Source organism: Gottfriedia sp. NPDC057991 (genome assembly GCF_042886615.1).
GTDB lineage: Bacteria > Bacillota > Bacilli > Bacillales > Bacillaceae_G > Gottfriedia.
The window spans coordinates 49,031-66,512 of record NZ_JBHVQN010000001.1 but is presented as its reverse complement, the minus strand read 5'-3'; the positions used below and the strand labels follow the sequence as shown (position 1 = coordinate 66,512).

The window sequence follows — 17,482 nt, the reverse complement described above, 5'->3', positions numbered from 1 at the left end:
TTATTTGAATTGAAAGTTTTACTTTATATCCTACTTATAGTAGATAAAAAAGCCTATCCGTATATTAGGATAGCGTCTCTGCTATAGGGGGATTTTATTTTAGCTCTTTTTACCTATCTAAAATAAAAAAAATCGTTTCCAGTTAGAAAACGATTTTCTTATTTTATATACTATAAAACTTCTTAGTATTTTCATATAAAGTTTTATATGCAACTGATATATCTATGTCTTTTAACTCAGCTATCTTTGCAACCGATTGATGCATAAATTTAGGATGTGTCCACTCATTCTCAAAAGGCCCTTCAAATGGCCAAGGACCATCTGTTTCTACCATCATTAGTTCTAAAGGATACTTTTTCACTAAGTCTTGAATCTCATTTTCATATAATACATCTGGTGTAATTGAGATAAAATACTCATTTTTTATCATCCGTTTAATTGTTTGATCGTCTCCTTTAAACCAATGAAAATGAGCTTTTTGTATAAAATATTTTTCTAGTAGATTACATACGGTTTCGGCATCCTCATATACTGCATGTAATATGATCGGTTTATTTAACTCTTTTGCAAGCGAGATAAATTTTTCTAGTAATTGAATATAAGGTTCGTAATTAATCTGTTCTTCCAAATTCTTATAATATGGTAATCCAACTTCTCCGATAGCGACCATTTCATCCTGATGGATCTTAATCCATTCAATTAATTTATCAACCTCTTCATCAGAAGGGATTTGTTGTTCAGGATGAAATCCGAATGCAGGATATACACTATTATTTTGTTTTTTTAACTCTAAATTTTTCTTACTAGATTTTAAATCCATCGAAACCGAAATGATCGCCTCGATTTCGAGTCTTTCTATTTTAGTTAATATTTCTTCTTTTTGACTAGTATCATAAGAATCTAAATGAATATGAGCATCTATCATTTTCATCGTATTACTCCTTCTCTAAAGCCAAATAGATTTTTCTTTTATATTCCGTAAATTCGTCACTTAATAATAATTCTTTTTTGCGTGGTCTTGGAAATGGCACAATGATTTCTTTTTTGATTTTGGCTGGTTTGTCAGAAAATATATAGATTCGATCAGACATTAACAACGCTTCATCAATATTATGAGTAACCAATAAAATTGATCGTCGTTGCTCCTCCCAAATTGATAAAAGCCATTGTTGCATTTCAAGTCTAGTGAACTCATCTAAAGCTGAAAAAGGCTCATCCATACACATAAACGACTGCGGTGCTAGTAATGACCTTAAAAATGAAACTCGTTGTTTCATACCACCAGATAATTCATGAGGGTAAGCATTCTCATAGTTTTCTAAACCGGTTCTTTTAAGCCAGTCTCTTGCCAATTTTTCATCAGGTTTATGTTTTAATTCCTTTGACAAAACAATATTTTTTAATACTGTTCTCCAAGGTAGTAACGAATGATCCTGAGGCATAAAACTAATATGACCAAGTTCTCCATTTATTATCGACCCATTTAACCTTACTTCTCCAGAATCAGGTTTTAGTAAACCACCTATAAGATGAAACAACGTACTTTTCCCACTACCAGATGGACCTAAAATTGATACAAATTCACTCTCGTTTACATAAAGGGAAATATTATCTAACACTTGATGACCGCTATAACTCTTTGATAATTGTTCTACTTGTAATGTCATTTCCGTTTCTCCCCTTTAACTTTCCATTTAACAGTAAAACGTTCAATTACAACTATTAGGAAGAAGAAAAGCATACTTAAAAACATAATGATAAAAATTGAAACAAATACTCGATCTGTTCTAAATGAAGATGAAGCTAAAGTCATATATACACCAATTCCAGATTTCGCTCCTAGCCATTCAGATATGACTGCCCCCATAACACTATAAGTTGCTGAAATCTTTAAGCCGGAAAATATGGAAGGTAGAGAAAAAGGCAACTCAACTTTCCAAAAAATTTGTGATTTGGATGCTCCTGCCATTTTCATATAATCTATTAGTTCACTTGGTGTTTGTCGGAAACCATCCAGCGCTGAAACTGTAACAGGGAAAAAACAAACAAGAGAAATAATAATTAATTTAGGTAATACACCAAATCCAAACCAAATAATTAAAAGCGGTGCCAATACGATAATTGGTACATTTTGCGAAAGAATTAATAATGGGTAAAAAGCTTCCCTAACACTTGGAATTAAATGTAATAGAAATGCTATTAAAAATCCTAATAAACTACCAATTAACAAACCAATAATCGTTAATTGAATTGTAGAAGAAATATGAGGAAGTAGTGAATCAGATGATTTCATTCCTTCTTTAAAGATTGAGATCGGCCCTGGCAATAACCAAGATTCGATTTTCCAAATTTTAATACTTAGCTGCCAACAGATTAAAAAAAGCAGGATGACAACGATTGGTTGCCATCCTTTTATATTTTTAGATTTCATTAACGGTACTTCTCCGTTAACACATCCATCGTAATACCTTGTGGTTGGTAAAGTATTTTCATTTGAGTGATCACATTATGGCAACCTATTTCAATCATTCTTTCATTCATTTTTTGAACAACCTCTAACAATTGTTTCAAGTCACCTTCCATAGTTGTTTCCAATGGTTGAACTTGATATTTTACACCTGATTCATCAATAATTTTAATAGCTTCATCAACTGCTGGAATAACATCCTCAATATTATTTGTTTTCGGTATAATTTGGACACTCATTAAAGTAGTTTGCATATTAACTCCTCCTTATTTCGCTGGTAAGAAATCATTCGTAAATGCTTCTTTTGGCTTAAAGTTTCCTTCTAATAATTTATTTTCAGCTAAGAAATCTGCATAGTTTTTCCAAACTGATAATTTTTGCTCTCCCCAACGGTCTGCATCATCTTTATATTTAGATGCTAACCATTCTTGGCTTTTTTCCACTAATTTTTTATCTAAATCCGGATTATCCTTTATTAAAATTGATGCAGCTTCTTTTGGGTTATCAATCGCAAAATTATATCCTTTTGATGCTGCAGCAACAAATGCTTTTACTATTTTAGGGTTTTTACTAATCATTTTTTCGTTCGTAGCTAAAACTGGAGTATAGTAATCTAGCTTTTTACTATAATCAGTTAAATAAATCATGTTTAATTTTTCTCCACGAAGCTCTGCTTCAATCCCTGTCCATCCTTGATAAATCCACGCAAAATCGATATCTCTTTTTACTGCTGTAAAGAAATCAGCATCACCCATATTAACGATATTTACCTTATTAACATTCGCATTTTCTTCTGACATAAGCGATTTTAAAATAGCCTTTTCAACCGGTGAACCCCATCCACCATATGTTTTTCCAACGAAATCTTTTGGAGACTTAATTTCTTTTTTCACTGGTGATGCGAACCCAGAAGTATTATGTTGAATAATTGCTGCAATTGAAACAATCGGTACATTTTGAACTCTTGCTTGTGTAATTGACTCTTGATAAGAAACCCCAAAATCTGCTTTACCTGATGCCACCAATTGGTCTGCCCCTGTTTCTCCCGGACTGATTATATCTACATCAAGTCCTTGTTCCTTAAAGTAACCTTTTTCCTTAGCAACAAATAGCCCAGTATGATTTGTATTTGGCGTCCAGTCTAGTACGACTGTCACCTTTTTTAATTTCTTTGTCTTTTTAGTAGTGGCAGTTTTGTTTTGACCACATCCAGTTAACATTAAACAAATAGCCACTAAAAATACTACTAGTTTTTTCATTATCTATATCTCCTTTTTGTTTCTTGTTTATACAAAAAAAAACGCCCGGATACTAACCCGGACGTAAATGCGCTGTAAAAAACATATCTAAAAAGAGATACTGTTCCCTACGCTGGCATCACCCAGATCAGGTTCTAAGAGTCAACATCTTAAGGACGCTATCTCGGCCAGCAACACTGGCTCCTCCACATTTTTCTCATATATAAACTTTTCCTCATAAATATAACAGATAATGGTTGATTTTACGAATTATTTTTAACTTGCGTTTAATTGTTTTAATACTCAGTTAATAAGCGAAATAAAACTATGAAATTATAACATTTTTAAAAAGAGAATGATAAACAAAAATATCATTTCTTATAGTAAAATCTTAGATGGATAAAGAATATACTACATCAACAAATTATTAAGTAAAATGAGGGGATTTTTTGAATAAACCAATCGGAGTCATTGACTCAGGTGTTGGGGGCTTAACAGTTGCCAAACAAATTATAAGACAATTACCTAAAGAGGACATTTTATACTTAGGCGATACAGCAAGATGTCCATACGGATCACGACCATATACGGAAATTAGAAAATTCACTTGGGAAATGACTAATTTTCTATTGGAAAAAGATATAAAAATGTTAGTCATCGCCTGTAATACAGCAACTTCAATAGTCTTAAATGAAATGCGAGAAAAACTCCAAATCCCAGTCATTGGTGTTGTTCGCCCAGGTGCCAGAGCAGCAATCAAATTAACACAAAATGACCACATCGGTGTCATAGGAACGAATGCTACTATTAATAGTAAAGCATATCATTCTGCACTAAAGCGGATTAATGACAAAGTTTTAATTGAAGGTTTGGCATGTCCAGAGTTTGCTGGAATTGTTGAAAATGGGGACTACAATAAACCTGAAATATTTGAGATTGTTAAACACACTCTTGCACCGCTTATTGATTCAAATATTGATACCCTAATACTTGGTTGTACTCATTACCCATTACTCGGTCCAATCATTCAAAAAGTGATGGGACCATCAATCCAACTTATCAGCTCTGGCGATGAAACAGCTTTAGAAGTAAGTGCAATACTGGATCAACAAAATATATTATCGAACTCTGAAATCATTTCACACGAATTTTTTACAACTGGGGATCCAACCATTTTTAGTAAAATAGCTTCATCTTTATTCCAAGAACCGATGGAAAATGTAAAGTATATAAAACTATAAAAATTTATAGACTTCAATAAATGAAGAAAACCAACAAAGTAATCCTTTGTTGGTTTTTGTGTTTTTTTAAATTGCAAACGCTCTTCAATTTAATAAAGTTTATTCTTTTTTACTACTTGAAAAATAATCTTTAAGCATCGCATTGTTCTTTACAACATCTTCTAATGTATATTGATCTAATACTTGTAAAAATTGTTCTAATGCGTTATTAAATATATGTTTTAAAGAACAAACGGGCGTAATAACACAAGTACCACCGTGCTCAAAACATTCTACAATATTAAAGTCTTCTTCAGTTTTACGGATTATTTCTCCGATATTTATTTCTGTTGGCAATTTAGCTAAACGGATTCCACCGTTTCTACCACGTATCGTTTCGATATAGCCCATCTTTCCTAAATTATAAATTATTTTCATTAAATGGTTTTTAGAAATATCATAAGCTTCAGCGATGTCCTTAATTTTAACTAATTTTTCACGAGGCTCTGAGCTTAGAAATATTAATACACGAAGAGAGTAATCCGAATAAGTTGTTAAACGCATAACTTGTCCTCACTATTTTATTTAAAATTAATCATAGCATAATTGTGAACATTTTTTAAACTTTTATGTATTTTTTCGAAAAAATTCACAAAAGAAGTATTTTGTATATTGCTTTAAACGAATTCTAGGTCTAAGATTAAGATGTATTTACAATACTACTTTAAATCGTGATTAGGGGGATTTTTCATGTTATCTCAAAAAACAATTGATATTATTAAGTCAACAGTTCCAGTCTTAGAAGTAAAGGGTACAGAGATCACTAAAGTATTCTATAAAAATTTATTTACTAATCATCCTGAATTATTAAATGTATTTAATCATACAAATCAACAAAAAGGTAGACAACAAACAGCTCTTGCAAATACTGTTTTAGCTGCAGCACAAAATATTGATAAACTTGCAACTATTATTCCTGTTGTAAAACAAATTGCTCAAAAGCACCGCAGTCTTCAAGTTAAAGCAGAGCACTATCCAATCGTAGGTCAACATTTACTAGGAGCGATTAAAGAAGTACTTGGTGATGCTGCAACTGATGAAATTCTAGGTGCTTGGGCGGAAGCATATGGAATTATTGCTCAAGTATTTATCGATATCGAAAAAGAAATGTATGAGGAAGCTTCTTCTCAAGAAGGTGGATGGTCTGATTTTAAAGAGTTTAAAGTCATCGAAAAAGTTGAAGAAAGTGATGTAATAACATCATTCTACCTAGCTCCTAAAGATGGTTCTTCAGTTCCTACTTTCTTATCTGGTCAATATATTACTGTTCGTTCACAAATTCCTGGTGAAGAGTATTTATCAAACAGACAATATAGCTTATCTGATGCACCTGGTAAAAATCACTTTAGAATTTCAGTAAAAAGAGAAGCTGAAGAAAATCAACCTCTAGGTAAATTCTCAAACTACCTGCACAATCAAGTAAATGTTGGTGATACATTAGAAATTACTGCTCCAGCAGGTGAATTTACTTTAAATACTGAAGTTGATTCAGATGTTGTTTTCTTAAGTGGTGGTGTTGGAATTACTCCATTAATCAGTATGGCTAAGTCAATTGCAAGCAATCAACCACAACGTCAAGTCAACTTCATCAGTGCTTCAAGAAACGGTAAATTACAAGCATTTGAAAATGAACTAAACCAATTAAAAGATCAATTAACAAATTACAATTTATCATTTGTTTATGAGAATCCTTCTGAGGAAGATCTTCAAAACAATAACTTTAAAAAGCAAGGATATATTGATGCAGAATGGTTAAATAACAATATTAAATCAGACAATGCAGATTATTACGTATGTGGACCAGTACCGTTTTTAAAAGCGATTATTACAAGCTTAAAAGAATTAGGTATTAAAGATACACAAATTCATTATGAATTCTTCGGACCAGCAATGAATTTAGACACAGAACCTAAAAGCCCTGTACAACAAGGTTAATCTAATATTTAAAAAGGATGCTCAATTAAGAGCATCCTTTTCACGTTGTTGAAAAAAATCTTGCCAATAAATTTCCAAATTTTCGTAAAAGGAGCCTGCGAGGTTGATTTCCACTACAGGATGCTCGCTTTCCATGGGGCGAGACCTGAGCCTCCTCGTCACGTTCGTTCCTGTGGGGTCTCAGGCTTCCCGCATTTCCCATAGGAGTCGAGCACCCCTCCGTTCCAATCAACTAATTCATCAAAAAAAGCATACAATAAAAACCTAATCAAATAGCCTTTACTTAGAGTAAAATAACAGTTGTTTATTAAACAGTTTGTAGGTCAATTAATACTGAACATTAACTTATAAACTAATCGATTGAACTTGTTTTTCTAAAAATTAGCTCATAATATTTTTAACTTCTGAAATAAAACCATTTCTAGTGTTTGTTGGAATAATAAAATTTCTCAAATATATTAACATTTAAACCATTAATAGATTATCCAAAAATGATAACTTAATCATTAATAAATTTTCATTTAATGTACGTTTCCCTATTGACCGTTTTATATTTTCAATACTTTGAAAAGGATGCTCTATTAGCATCCTTTTTTATTTCCGTTCTAATAATACAGCCACTTTTTTTAAAACTGTCGGTATTGTAAAGCTACCGAAAATTGCGATTAGGTCACTTGAGTAGTATTTTTTTAGAGAGCCATATACTAAGCTGCTTATCATAAGATCGTACAAAAAGAATCGACCAAATTCACGTTTAGTTATGACCATAAAGATGATAGATGTATTTCTTGTTGTAAGAATAAGCCCACCTTCTTTTAGAAGAATTGATCATTCTAATAAGTGAAAATCACTAATTTATTTTTTATCTAACATCCAATAATATTTTTCAATTTCTTCTTTTACTTTTATCATTCCAATTTTCTCTAAAACCCTAATAGAGGCATGATTATAAATAGAACAAATAGCAGTTATTCTTGTAACATGATTATTCTGCAATCCCCACTCACAAAAAGCCCTACCCATTTCAGTTGCATATCCTTTACCTTGATAACTAGGTGCAATACTATAACCTATTTCCATAATCCCAGTTTCATCAGGACCACCTTTAAATCCCATGTCCCCAATAATTACTCGATCTTTTTTATGAACAATAATTCCTTCATATTTTTCTTCAGTAGGATGAGTTTGAAAACGAGAGATTTTATAAGGGAAAAGATTTTTATATACGAGAATTGGCCACCCATTAGCGAATCTATAAAATTGGTTTTCAAATTCTAACTCTTTATTTCCACTTAAAACAGAAACCATGGCTTCTGCTGTAAAAGTCATTAATAATAAGTTTTTAGTTTCAGTGATTAGCATTAACTGACTCCTGTATACTAAATTTCATTGATTTTTTGACTACTGCTTCCCCTAAAAAATATTCTAGAAATTACTAACCCAATCAAGCCAAGCAATATAAATAAACCAGCTCTAACCATCAATGTAATATTTGGTAAATCTATTAATACAAGTTTTCCTAGTGTCAGTAATAATAAACCTATCCCAGTATATGTCCAAACTTTAAACTTCTTAATGTAACCAAGTATCATAGCTAAAATTGAAAGCAAGATCCAACTTATATTAATTAATAATCGAATCATATTGTCAGACTGATCTACCGCAATTATTTGAACAATTTGTGTTATAAAAGTAATCAATATAACCGTAATTAATAAAGAACTGCTTAATAAGATAAATTGCTTTTCATCTTCATTTTTATAAGCCAAAATTGCAATCGTAATAAGAGCTGCAATTAATACAAGCCAATTCATCGTTTCAAAAGACCTAAAAGAATCTATTCCAACTGATAAAATGGATATGCCTACAGGAATGAATGTAAGGGCCGCTATAATTAATTTCAGTAGATCTCGATATTTTAAATAAAATAAATAAGATGATACTGCTTGAACTATTAATACAGTACATAGTAAGTTTTCTGAAACACTGTCCAAACATAGGAATGAAATGGCCAATATAAAATTAGTCGAAAATCCAAAGAAAAAATCCGATTTCTTTTTATAATAAAAAGTCAGGAATAAATATCCTACACATAAAAAGATTAAAATCATTGTTCTAGTCTGATCTTCAAATGCACTAAAGATCCAACCGATTGTTAAAATAAAACTGGTGTGAAGAATTATTACTTGCTTTTTAATAGCAAAATTAGATTTTAACAATATAGCTAGCAAACTAATATGTTGAACGAGAATACTTAGTGCGAAATATTCAATTCCATTCGTATTAAAATTAACTAAAGCAACAATTAAATAAGATAAATGCAATAATATTACAGACGAAAGATAGATGAATTTATAGTTCTTAAACGTTGCATAAAACATAAAGCATAAATAAATCACTGTTTCATAGATAGAGAAAAATAAATAGTTTGGCGAATCACTTTTAACTAGGAATGGTACAAAAACGGCTCCTATTATACTTATTAATCCAATTACTTCTGATTTGTATCTATTCATAGAATAAAAACCAATACATACCCAAATAATTAAAAGGGCAAATGCAATCGTTGATCCAACCATGTGATATAAATGATGCATGGCAAATGTAGTTAAAAATAGTACTGGTAACACGCCACCAATTAATGATTGGCCAAGTGTTGAACGATTAGCTTTCATTTGACGATTTCCGTACCAGAATAAAGCAGTGGCTATAACAAATCCAATTCCTACTTTTGCATACTTGTTTAATACCCCATAATCTGATGCCGCTTTAAATCCCCACATTACTCCAAGTATGAAAATAAATATAAAAAATCTAGGTAACCACTTTTGGAAAATAAGCGCTTCATAGTCAACCTTTTCATTTTCAACTGTTACTTTAACCTGTCTACTAACTGTTTTTTGTGGTTTAGGATTATTTACTTTAGTTTGGCTTATTTGTTTAATCTCGTTTGAAGTTTCCTTCGTAATTAAGAGAAATTCAATTTGTTTCTTCATTTCTCTGACTTCTTCTTCAAGCTTTTCTACCTTTTTTTGAAGATCTTGATTCTGATTATCCAACTGCATCACCTCTTAACATAACTATGTATTTTATTAAAACTAAATAACAAAAAAGACATACTTCATATAAGTTCGATATTTTTGAGATTTATCCTATAAAAAGATTTTTTATGAAGTATGTTTTTGCAAATTTCGTCATATTTCCCAGAAAATAAAGACAATCAGTTTACTGGAAAACAATTATTTTTAATTATATCGGTCAAATAAAAAAATCCTCTATTATAAAAATAGAGGATTTTTAAAATTAAAATAGAACTTTTTCTAATTTTTGTTGTTTGACCATTTCTAAGAAGCTCTCGAATGGTTGAGTACCGATGTCACCTTCGCCACGTTTACGAATAGCTACAGTATTATTTTCAACCTCTTGATCACCAACTACTAACATAAAAGGTAATTTTTGAAGTTGTGCTTCACGGATTTTATAACCAATTTTTTCGCCACGTAAATCAGCTTCAACACGGATTCCTGCAGCTTTTAATTGATCAGCAAGTATTTGTGCATATTCATTGTGAACACTTGAAATTGGTAATACTGCTACTTGAACTGGTGCTAACCATAATGGGAATGCTCCAGCAAAATGTTCAGTTAAGATTCCTAAGAAACGGTCAATTGAACCATATATTGCACGGTGGATAACAACTGGACGTTCTTTTTGGTTATCTTCATTAACATAAGTTAAATCAAATTTCTCAGGCATTTGGAAATCTAATTGAATTGTAGCACATTGCCAGCTACGTTTTAATGCATCTTGAATATGGAAATCGATTTTCGGACCATAGAATGCACCATCGCCTGGGTTTAATTTAAAGTCTAAGTTCTCAGATTTTAGAACATTTTCTAACGCCTGCTCTGCTGTGTTCCATAACTCTTCTGAACCCATTGAATCTTCTGGACGAGTTGATAATTCTACTTTGTAAGTGAATCCGAATACGCCGTAAATTTCTTTTATTAAGTTAATAACTTCAATAATTTCGCCTTCAATTTGGTCAGGACGACAGAAGATATGTGCATCATCTTGAGTAAAAGTACGAACACGCATCATACCATTTAAAGCACCAGAGTATTCATGACGGTGAACTTGACCATTTTCACACATACGAACCGGTAGATCACGATATGAATGCAATTTATTTTTATAAATTAACATATGACCTGGGCAGTTCATCGGTTTTAATGCGAATTTTGTTTCATCAACTTCAGTAAAGTACATGTTTTCATGGTAGTGATGCCAGTGACCTGATTGCTCCCATAATCTTTGATTCATAATGAATGGTGTACGAACTTCTTTATAATCTTTTGAAGTTTGTAATCCGCGCTCATATTGTTCTAATTCATTACGGATAATAGTACCTTTTGGTAAGAAGAATGGCATACCAGGTGCTTCTTCAGAGAACATGAATAATTCAAGCTCTTTACCTAATTTACGGTGATCACGTTTTTTAGCTTCTTCTAATAAGTGTAAATGCTCTTCTAATTCCTTTTTACTTGGGAAAGCAGTACCATAAACACGTTGAAGCATTTTATTATTCGCATCGCCTCTCCAATATGCACCAGCAACTGATAATAATTTAATCGCTTTTACACGGCCAGTTGTAGGAACATGTGGTCCACGGCAAAGGTCTACGAATTCACCTTGAGTATACATTGAAATAACTGCATCTTCTGGTAAATCACGGATTAATTCTAGTTTAAACTCATCGTCTAATTCAGTGAAGAATTTAATTGCGTCTTCACGACTAACCTCTGAACGAGTAATCGGTAAGTTTTCTTTAATAATTTTTTCCATTTCTTTTTCAATTTTCGGTAGGTCTTCTACTTTAATTGAAACTGGAAGATCAATATCATAATAGAATCCGTCTGCAGTTACTGGTCCAACTCCAAATGCAGCTTTTTCGCCTTTATATAGACGTTTTACTGCTTGAGCTAAAATATGCGCTGAACTATGACGCATCATTTCTAAGCCATCTTGATCATCTTGAGTAATTATTTGAACTTCACAATCTTCAGTAATAAGTGTATTTAAATCCACTAATTTCCCATTAATTTTTCCACCAAGCGCTTTTTTCTTTAAGCTAATGGAGATTGAACCCGCGAAATCTTCAACTGTTGTATTTTGTTCCACCTCGCGAATTGATCCATCTGGTAATTTAATTGAAATCATTTAAGTTCACTCCTTTTTCAAATTAATTTTGACAATAAAAAAAGAGCACACTCGTAGGGACGAATGTGCTCGTGGTTCCACCCTAATTTAATGTACACAAAAATAAGTATACAAAATCTCAACGTTTTAACGGTCTACACCGATAGTAGTTACTTGTAAAAAAATTACGTTCCCCACTATAGCTACAAGGTGGTAAGTCATTCAACGTATAGAGAATTCTCGCACCAAATGAATTCCTCTCTTACTATCGTCTTGAACGCTCGTGTCCTTGATCTTTGCTTTTCCTTATTCGTATAAAAGTATTATATAGAATGTCATTGAATTCTTCAAGTACTCATCTTAAGATAAATTTAATTGTTTGATCATTCTATTCGATCTTTATCCAGTATGTGACAATATTACTTGTTTTAAACACTAACTACTGTATTCTTTATTTCTTTTAATAATTTTTCTTTCCATTCACTTTTCCATTGTTCACTACGTCCTGTATGCCGATTTATATTTACTAAAGAATTTCGTCCGGTAAAGCAAATTTCACTTTGAGGATTAATCCCCATATAGTGTAAATCAATCGATGAATTTCCAACTTTAGCAATTTTTACGTACACATCAATTATTTCATTAAAAAATACTTGTCGTAGGTAATCACATTGTAAATCAGCGACAACTGGAATAAATTCACTATGATTTGCCGTCCATTCTTGCATAAGCCCTAAATATTTTAAATACTCAATACGTGCTTCTTCAAAATAAACGAATGGAACTGTATTATTCATATGTCCAAACATGTCTGTTTCATTAAATCGAACTTTAATTGTAATCTTAAATGAAAACTCAGATTGCCACTCCTGTAAATTAGATACATAATTCATTTTTCCCATCGAATTTGCCCCCTTACTATCTTTATTATATCATTAATCCCTTTAAAGAATGAATATTCATTCAGTTTTCAAGGAGGCAGGATGAAGGAAATAAGGGTCTTATAAGATAGTAAAAGCGTCATTAAGAGAATTGGTTAATATCTTCTCTACTAGTCTTTTCTATCTTCTGCTCTCCCTTTCTTTACCCTAACCCTGTTAAGTCATTAAAAACAATATTTAACATTCAATAATTTTGATGAATATAATTTCCATGTTTGAACGTGATTCTTTTGAAATGATTATTTCGCATCCAAGCATCTACACGTTTTTCAAAAAGCTCACCTCCATATAATGGGTATCTTTCTGATATAGGATTTTTTTCATTATATATTTTATTTTTAAAATCATTTGTCCTGATTAAATAACATTGATCTGAAAATCCATAACCAATATAAAAGTTTTCGTCTTCATCCAATGATTCTTGTTTTGCCTCAAAAACATTTCCATTCCATACTGGATTTGCTACTTTGATTCTTTCATCATCTTGAAGTTTTAATAATGATAATTCAATCCAATTAAAAGGCTTTTCTAAAATAGAATCGCTTGAAAAATGAAGTAAATACTCTGTATTGCAAAGATAAATACTAACAAGCTCTGAGATGGAATAGTAATAACCACCTTTGAAGCTTTCCTTTGTAACCTCAAAATAATTAAGGGCTTCTTTTGAATAATCATCAACTATTACATATGATGATAAAACATCTCTAGAGATAAGTTTGTCTGCATGACGACTGACTTCCCTTACATCTTGTACGTTATTAATATATAAAATTTTTTCTTTAAATTGAAATTGATTATATTCAATCATTTTTTCTAAACGATCTGTCTTTAAAAGTATTTCCCAATCTTTTTCATAGCATTTCGTCTCAAATGTTACTTCAAACTGTTGCATTCAAGTCAACCTCCGTTCAAAACAGTGAGTGTGGTAAGACACTTCACTTTGCTGCCTTTACTATTGATATGATTTGAAATGCGAGTTTATTAGAAGATATTTATTTAAAAATGCAAAATAAAAGCATGTCCCAAAGGAACATGCTTTTATTTTTATTAAATTTCGTCGCTTCCAAAGAAGTCTTTGAAAGATTGGATTGTAGTTGCACGGTTTAATGCTGCAATTGAAGTTGTTAAAGGAATACCTTTTGGACAAGATTGTACACAGTTTTGTGAGTTACCACAGTTTGATAGTCCACCGTCTCCCATAATTGCGTGTAGACGTTCTTCCTTATTCATTTCACCAGTAGGATGAGCATTAAATAAACGTACTTGTGAAAGTGGTGCTGGCCCAATAAAGTTAGATTTACTATTAACGTTTGGACAAGCTTCTAAACATACACCACAAGTCATACATTTTGATAATTCATAAGCCCATTGACGTTTTCTTTCAGGCATTCTTGGTCCAGGACCTAAGTCATGCGTTCCATCAATTGGAATCCATGCTTTAACGCGTTTTAAAGAATCGAACATACGGCTACGATCAACTTGTAAGTCACGTACTACAGGGAATGTGCTCATAGGCTCAAGACGGATTGGTTGTTCCAATTTGTCAATAAGCGCTGAACATGATTGTCTTGGTTTACCATTGATAACCATAGAACATGCTCCACAAACTTCTTCAAGACAGTTCATGTCCCAAGAAATTGCAGTCGTTTCTTTTCCATTTGAATTAACTGGATTTTTACGAATTTCCATTAACGCCGAGATTACGTTCATATTCGGACGATAAGGGACAGTAAATGTTTCTTCATATGGCGCAGTATTTGGTGAATCTTGACGTTTAACAATTACAGTAATTGTCTTTTCAGCAGTCATTGTTCCATTATGCATTTGCTTTGTCCTCCTTCTTCTTAGAATAGTCACGTTTTCTAGGTTGAATTAATGATGTATCAACATCTACGTAATGGAATAATGGTGAATTTGATTTCTCATCAAATTTAGCCATTGTAGTTTTTAAGAATTCCTCGTCATTACGGTCTGGGAATTCAGGTTTATAGTGAGCTCCACGGCTTTCATTACGGTTATATGCACCTAATGTGATAACACGTGATAAGTGAAGCATGTTTTCAAGTTGACGAGTAAATGAAGCACCTTGGTTACTCCATTTAGCTGTATCATTAATATTAATGTTTTGATAGCGCTCATAAAGCTCTTGAATTTTTTCATCAGTTTTTAATAAGCGATCATTGAATCGAACTACAGTAACGTTGTCTGTCATCCACTCTCCAAGCTCTTTATGAAGAAGGTATGCATTTTCTTTACCGTCCATTTTATAAATACGATTCATTTTTTCTTTTTCTTCATTAGCATTTGATTCATACACAGTAGACGCTACATCATCAGAAGATTTAGCTAAACCACTTACGTATCTTACAGCATTTGGTCCAGCAACCATCCCACCATAAATAGCAGAAAGTAATGAGTTAGCTCCTAAACGGTTAGCTCCGTGCATTGAGTAATCACACTCACCAGCAGCAAATAAACCAGGAATTGTAGTCATTTGGTTATAGTCAACCCATAATCCACCCATTGAGTAGTGAACTGCTGGGAAGATCTTCATTGGAACTTTTTTCGGATCATCACCTGTGAATTTTTCATAAATCTCAATGATTCCACCAAGTTTTACATCAAGTTCATGTGGATCTTTATGTGAAAGATCTAAATAAACCATGTTTTCACCATTGATCCCAAGTTTGTGGTCAACACACACAGAGAAAATCTCACGTGTAGCAATATCCCTTGGTACAAGGTTTCCATATGCAGGATATTTCTCTTCTAAGAAATACCATGGTTTACCATCTTTATACGTCCAAACTCGTCCACCTTCACCACGAGCACTTTCACTCATTAAACGGTTTTTATCATCTCCAGGAATTGCAGTTGGATGGATTTGAATAAATTCACCATTTGAATAAACAGCACCTTGACGATATACAGCTGCAGCAGCTGAACCAGTATTGATAATTGAATTTGTAGTTTTACCAAAGATAATACCAGGGCCACCAGATGCCATAATTACAGCATCCGCAGGGAAGCTTACGATTTCCATTGATGTTAAGTTTTGTCCAACAATACCACGACATACACCTTCATCATCAGTAACAACTCTTAAAAATTCCCAACCTTCATACTTTTGAACAAGACCTTCAGATTCGTAACGACGAACTTGCTCATCTAATGCATATAATAATTGTTGTCCAGTCGTAGCACCAGCAAATGCTGTACGGTGATGTTGTGTTCCACCGAAACGACGGAAGTCTAATAATCCTTCAGGCGTACGGTTGAACATTACACCCATACGATCCATCATATGAATGATGCCAGGTGCTGCTTCTGCCATTGCCTTTACTGGTGGTTGGTTTGCTAAGAAATCTCCACCATAAATTGTATCATCAAAGTGCTCCCAAGGAGAGTCACCTTCACCTTTTGTATTAACCGCACCATTAATTCCACCTTGAGCACATACTGAATGTGATCGTTTTACGGGAACTAATGAAAATAAATCTACTTTTGTGCCAGCTTCAGCGGCTTTAATTGTTGCCATAAGACCAGCTAATCCGCCACCGACGATAATTATTTTCCCACTCATGACTCTCTCTCCTTACAAATTCGCTAGTTGTGGATCAATGAATGCAAAGATAGCAGTTAATCCAACGAATGATAATACAACGAAAATACCTAATGTAACATATGTTGAAATGCGTTGTGATCTAGGTGTGACAGTAATTCCCCAAGATACGAAGAATGACCATAATCCATTAGCAAAGTGGAATATTGTTGAAATAACACCTACTATATAGAAAACTAACATAAATTTTGAATGAAAAATATCAGCCATCATATTATAATCAACCGTTGCTCCTAGTTGAGCAGCGATACGTGTTTGCCATACGTGCCAAGTAATAAAAATTAAAGTAACTACACCAGAAATACGTTGGAATAAATATAACCAGTTACGTAAGTATCCATAATTTTTAACATTGCTAGTTCCTGTGAACGCAATGTATAGTCCGTAAATTGCATGGTATAAAATTGGTAAGAAAATAACAAAAATTTCTAAAAAATAGCGGAATGGTAAATTCGCCATAAATTCAGCAGCTTTGTTGAACGATGTTGCTCCATTTGTCGCAAAATGATTGACAACTAAGTGCTGTGTTAAAAAGATCCCAACCGGAATAACTCCTAGCAATGAATGAAGTTTTCTAAAGAAAAACTCCCTTCCATTCTTGTTGCTCATGTAAACCCCTGCCCCCTTTAGTTTGTGCACATGAAAATTTAATTCCTCTATTATTCTAAAAAAATAGAATAAATAAGCAATACGCATAAAAAGTCGAAATTTTTATGACATTTATCTACAATCCATTCTACTCCTGATAATATAGCAGGTCAAGAAAACGCGTACATTTTTCTTTACTGAAAAAACTTCTC

16 protein-coding genes and 1 riboswitch are annotated in these 17,482 nt (G+C 32.6%); of the genes, 2 read left to right on the top strand and 14 right to left on the bottom strand.

The window, feature by feature from the left end; all coding sequences use genetic code 11:
• Positions 1-163: 163 nt before the first annotated feature.
• The 5 genes from ACFVR2_RS00320 to ACFVR2_RS00300 are packed head-to-tail and all read right to left on the bottom strand — an operon-like array spanning position 164 to position 3,726.
• Complete coding sequence (locus tag ACFVR2_RS00320; protein WP_387357857.1) at positions 164-931, bottom strand: TatD family hydrolase; 768 nt, start codon at positions 929-931, stop codon at positions 164-166.
• A 4-nt stretch (positions 932-935) separates the two neighbouring features.
• Positions 936-1,667: an ABC transporter ATP-binding protein gene (locus ACFVR2_RS00315; RefSeq protein ID WP_387357855.1), complete on the bottom strand. Its 732-nt coding sequence runs from the start codon at positions 1,665-1,667 to the stop codon at positions 936-938.
• Positions 1,664-2,431, bottom strand: a complete 768-nt coding sequence (locus ACFVR2_RS00310) for an ABC transporter permease (RefSeq protein ID WP_387357853.1) — start codon at positions 2,429-2,431, stop codon at positions 1,664-1,666. Before ACFVR2_RS00310 ends, ACFVR2_RS00315 begins: the two co-directional genes overlap by 4 nt.
• The gene (locus ACFVR2_RS00305) at positions 2,431-2,721 is read right to left on the bottom strand and encodes a thiamine-binding protein (protein WP_387357851.1); all 291 of its coding nucleotides are present in this window, start codon (positions 2,719-2,721) and stop codon (positions 2,431-2,433) included. Before ACFVR2_RS00305 ends, ACFVR2_RS00310 begins: the two co-directional genes overlap by 1 nt.
• A 12-nt stretch (positions 2,722-2,733) precedes the next feature.
• Entirely contained in the window at positions 2,734-3,726 is a 993-nt protein-coding gene (locus tag ACFVR2_RS00300; RefSeq protein WP_387357849.1) for an ABC transporter substrate-binding protein, read from the bottom strand.
• A gap of 87 nt (positions 3,727-3,813) precedes the next feature.
• A riboswitch (TPP riboswitch) is annotated at positions 3,814-3,923 on the bottom strand.
• A gap of 231 nt (positions 3,924-4,154) precedes the next feature.
• On the opposite strand from ACFVR2_RS00300, the gene racE reads away from it, so the two are divergent.
• Positions 4,155-4,946 (top strand): glutamate racemase, encoded by a 792-nt coding sequence (gene racE / locus ACFVR2_RS00295; RefSeq protein ID WP_387357847.1) that lies wholly within the window; start codon positions 4,155-4,157, stop codon positions 4,944-4,946.
• A 99-nt stretch (positions 4,947-5,045) separates the two neighbouring features.
• Here the strand turns inward: racE and ACFVR2_RS00290 are convergent, their stop codons facing one another.
• Positions 5,046-5,489 (bottom strand): RrF2 family transcriptional regulator, encoded by a 444-nt coding sequence (locus tag ACFVR2_RS00290; protein ID WP_387357845.1) that lies wholly within the window; start codon positions 5,487-5,489, stop codon positions 5,046-5,048.
• 186 nt (positions 5,490-5,675) lie between these two features.
• Here ACFVR2_RS00290 and hmpA point away from each other — a divergent pair, with 186 nt between their 5' ends.
• A complete protein-coding gene (gene hmpA / locus ACFVR2_RS00285; protein WP_387357843.1) occupies positions 5,676-6,920 on the top strand; it encodes an NO-inducible flavohemoprotein in 1,245 nt (414 codons plus the stop codon).
• Between the two features lie 855 nt (positions 6,921-7,775).
• Here the strand turns inward: hmpA and ACFVR2_RS00280 are convergent.
• From ACFVR2_RS00280 to ACFVR2_RS00245, 8 genes are all read right to left on the bottom strand, one after another.
• On the bottom strand, positions 7,776-8,282 hold the full coding sequence (locus ACFVR2_RS00280; RefSeq protein ID WP_387357841.1) for a GNAT family N-acetyltransferase: 507 nt from the start codon (positions 8,280-8,282) through the stop codon (positions 7,776-7,778).
• A 17-nt stretch (positions 8,283-8,299) separates the two neighbouring features.
• On the bottom strand, positions 8,300-9,979 hold the full coding sequence (locus ACFVR2_RS00275; protein WP_387357839.1) for a DUF2339 domain-containing protein: 1,680 nt from the start codon (positions 9,977-9,979) through the stop codon (positions 8,300-8,302).
• A 244-nt stretch (positions 9,980-10,223) separates the two neighbouring features.
• The gene (gene thrS / locus ACFVR2_RS00270) at positions 10,224-12,140 is read right to left on the bottom strand and encodes a threonine--tRNA ligase (protein WP_387357837.1); all 1,917 of its coding nucleotides are present in this window, start codon (positions 12,138-12,140) and stop codon (positions 10,224-10,226) included.
• Positions 12,141-12,547: 407 nt separating this feature from the next.
• Positions 12,548-13,021 carry an acyl-CoA thioesterase gene (locus ACFVR2_RS00265; RefSeq protein WP_387357835.1) on the bottom strand — a complete coding sequence of 158 codons (474 nt, stop codon included), beginning with the start codon at positions 13,019-13,021 and terminating at the stop codon, positions 12,548-12,550.
• Between the two features lie 223 nt (positions 13,022-13,244).
• Positions 13,245-13,952, bottom strand: a complete 708-nt coding sequence (locus ACFVR2_RS00260) for a hypothetical protein (protein WP_387357833.1) — start codon at positions 13,950-13,952, stop codon at positions 13,245-13,247.
• 155 nt (positions 13,953-14,107) lie between these two features.
• Positions 14,108-14,869 carry a succinate dehydrogenase iron-sulfur subunit gene (gene sdhB / locus ACFVR2_RS00255; protein WP_056473098.1) on the bottom strand — a complete coding sequence of 254 codons (762 nt, stop codon included), beginning with the start codon at positions 14,867-14,869 and terminating at the stop codon, positions 14,108-14,110.
• Between the two features lie 7 nt (positions 14,870-14,876).
• On the bottom strand, positions 14,877-16,643 hold the full coding sequence (gene sdhA / locus ACFVR2_RS00250; protein WP_387357831.1) for a succinate dehydrogenase flavoprotein subunit: 1,767 nt from the start codon (positions 16,641-16,643) through the stop codon (positions 14,877-14,879).
• 12 nt (positions 16,644-16,655) lie between these two features.
• Positions 16,656-17,291, bottom strand: coding sequence for a succinate dehydrogenase cytochrome b558 subunit (locus ACFVR2_RS00245; RefSeq protein ID WP_387357829.1), 636 nt, complete (start codon positions 17,289-17,291; stop codon positions 16,656-16,658).
• Positions 17,292-17,482: the final 191 nt, after the last annotated feature.

Bases quoted from the DNA above. Each gene is read 5' to 3' on its own strand.
- ACFVR2_RS00280 (WP_387357841.1), bottom strand. From the start codon at position 8,282: ATGCTAATCACTGAAACTAAAAACTTATTATTAATGACTTTTACAGCA.
- ACFVR2_RS00300 (WP_387357849.1), bottom strand. From the start codon at position 3,726: ATGAAAAAACTAGTAGTATTTTTAGTGGCTATTTGTTTAATGTTAACT.
- ACFVR2_RS00315 (WP_387357855.1), bottom strand. From the start codon at position 1,667: ATGACATTACAAGTAGAACAATTATCAAAGAGTTATAGCGGTCATCAA.
- sdhA (WP_387357831.1), bottom strand. From the start codon at position 16,643: ATGAGTGGGAAAATAATTATCGTCGGTGGCGGATTAGCTGGTCTTATG.
- thrS (WP_387357837.1), bottom strand. From the start codon at position 12,140: ATGATTTCAATTAAATTACCAGATGGATCAATTCGCGAGGTGGAACAA.
- ACFVR2_RS00265 (WP_387357835.1), bottom strand. From the start codon at position 13,021: ATGGGAAAAATGAATTATGTATCTAATTTACAGGAGTGGCAATCTGAG.
- ACFVR2_RS00245 (WP_387357829.1), bottom strand. From the start codon at position 17,291: ATGAGCAACAAGAATGGAAGGGAGTTTTTCTTTAGAAAACTTCATTCA.
- ACFVR2_RS00290 (WP_387357845.1), bottom strand. From the start codon at position 5,489: ATGCGTTTAACAACTTATTCGGATTACTCTCTTCGTGTATTAATATTT.
- sdhB (WP_056473098.1), bottom strand. From the start codon at position 14,869: ATGACTGCTGAAAAGACAATTACTGTAATTGTTAAACGTCAAGATTCA.
- ACFVR2_RS00305 (WP_387357851.1), bottom strand. From the start codon at position 2,721: ATGCAAACTACTTTAATGAGTGTCCAAATTATACCGAAAACAAATAAT.
- hmpA (WP_387357843.1), top strand. From the start codon at position 5,676: ATGTTATCTCAAAAAACAATTGATATTATTAAGTCAACAGTTCCAGTC.
- ACFVR2_RS00320 (WP_387357857.1), bottom strand. From the start codon at position 931: ATGAAAATGATAGATGCTCATATTCATTTAGATTCTTATGATACTAGT.
- ACFVR2_RS00260 (WP_387357833.1), bottom strand. From the start codon at position 13,952: ATGCAACAGTTTGAAGTAACATTTGAGACGAAATGCTATGAAAAAGAT.
- ACFVR2_RS00310 (WP_387357853.1), bottom strand. From the start codon at position 2,431: ATGAAATCTAAAAATATAAAAGGATGGCAACCAATCGTTGTCATCCTG.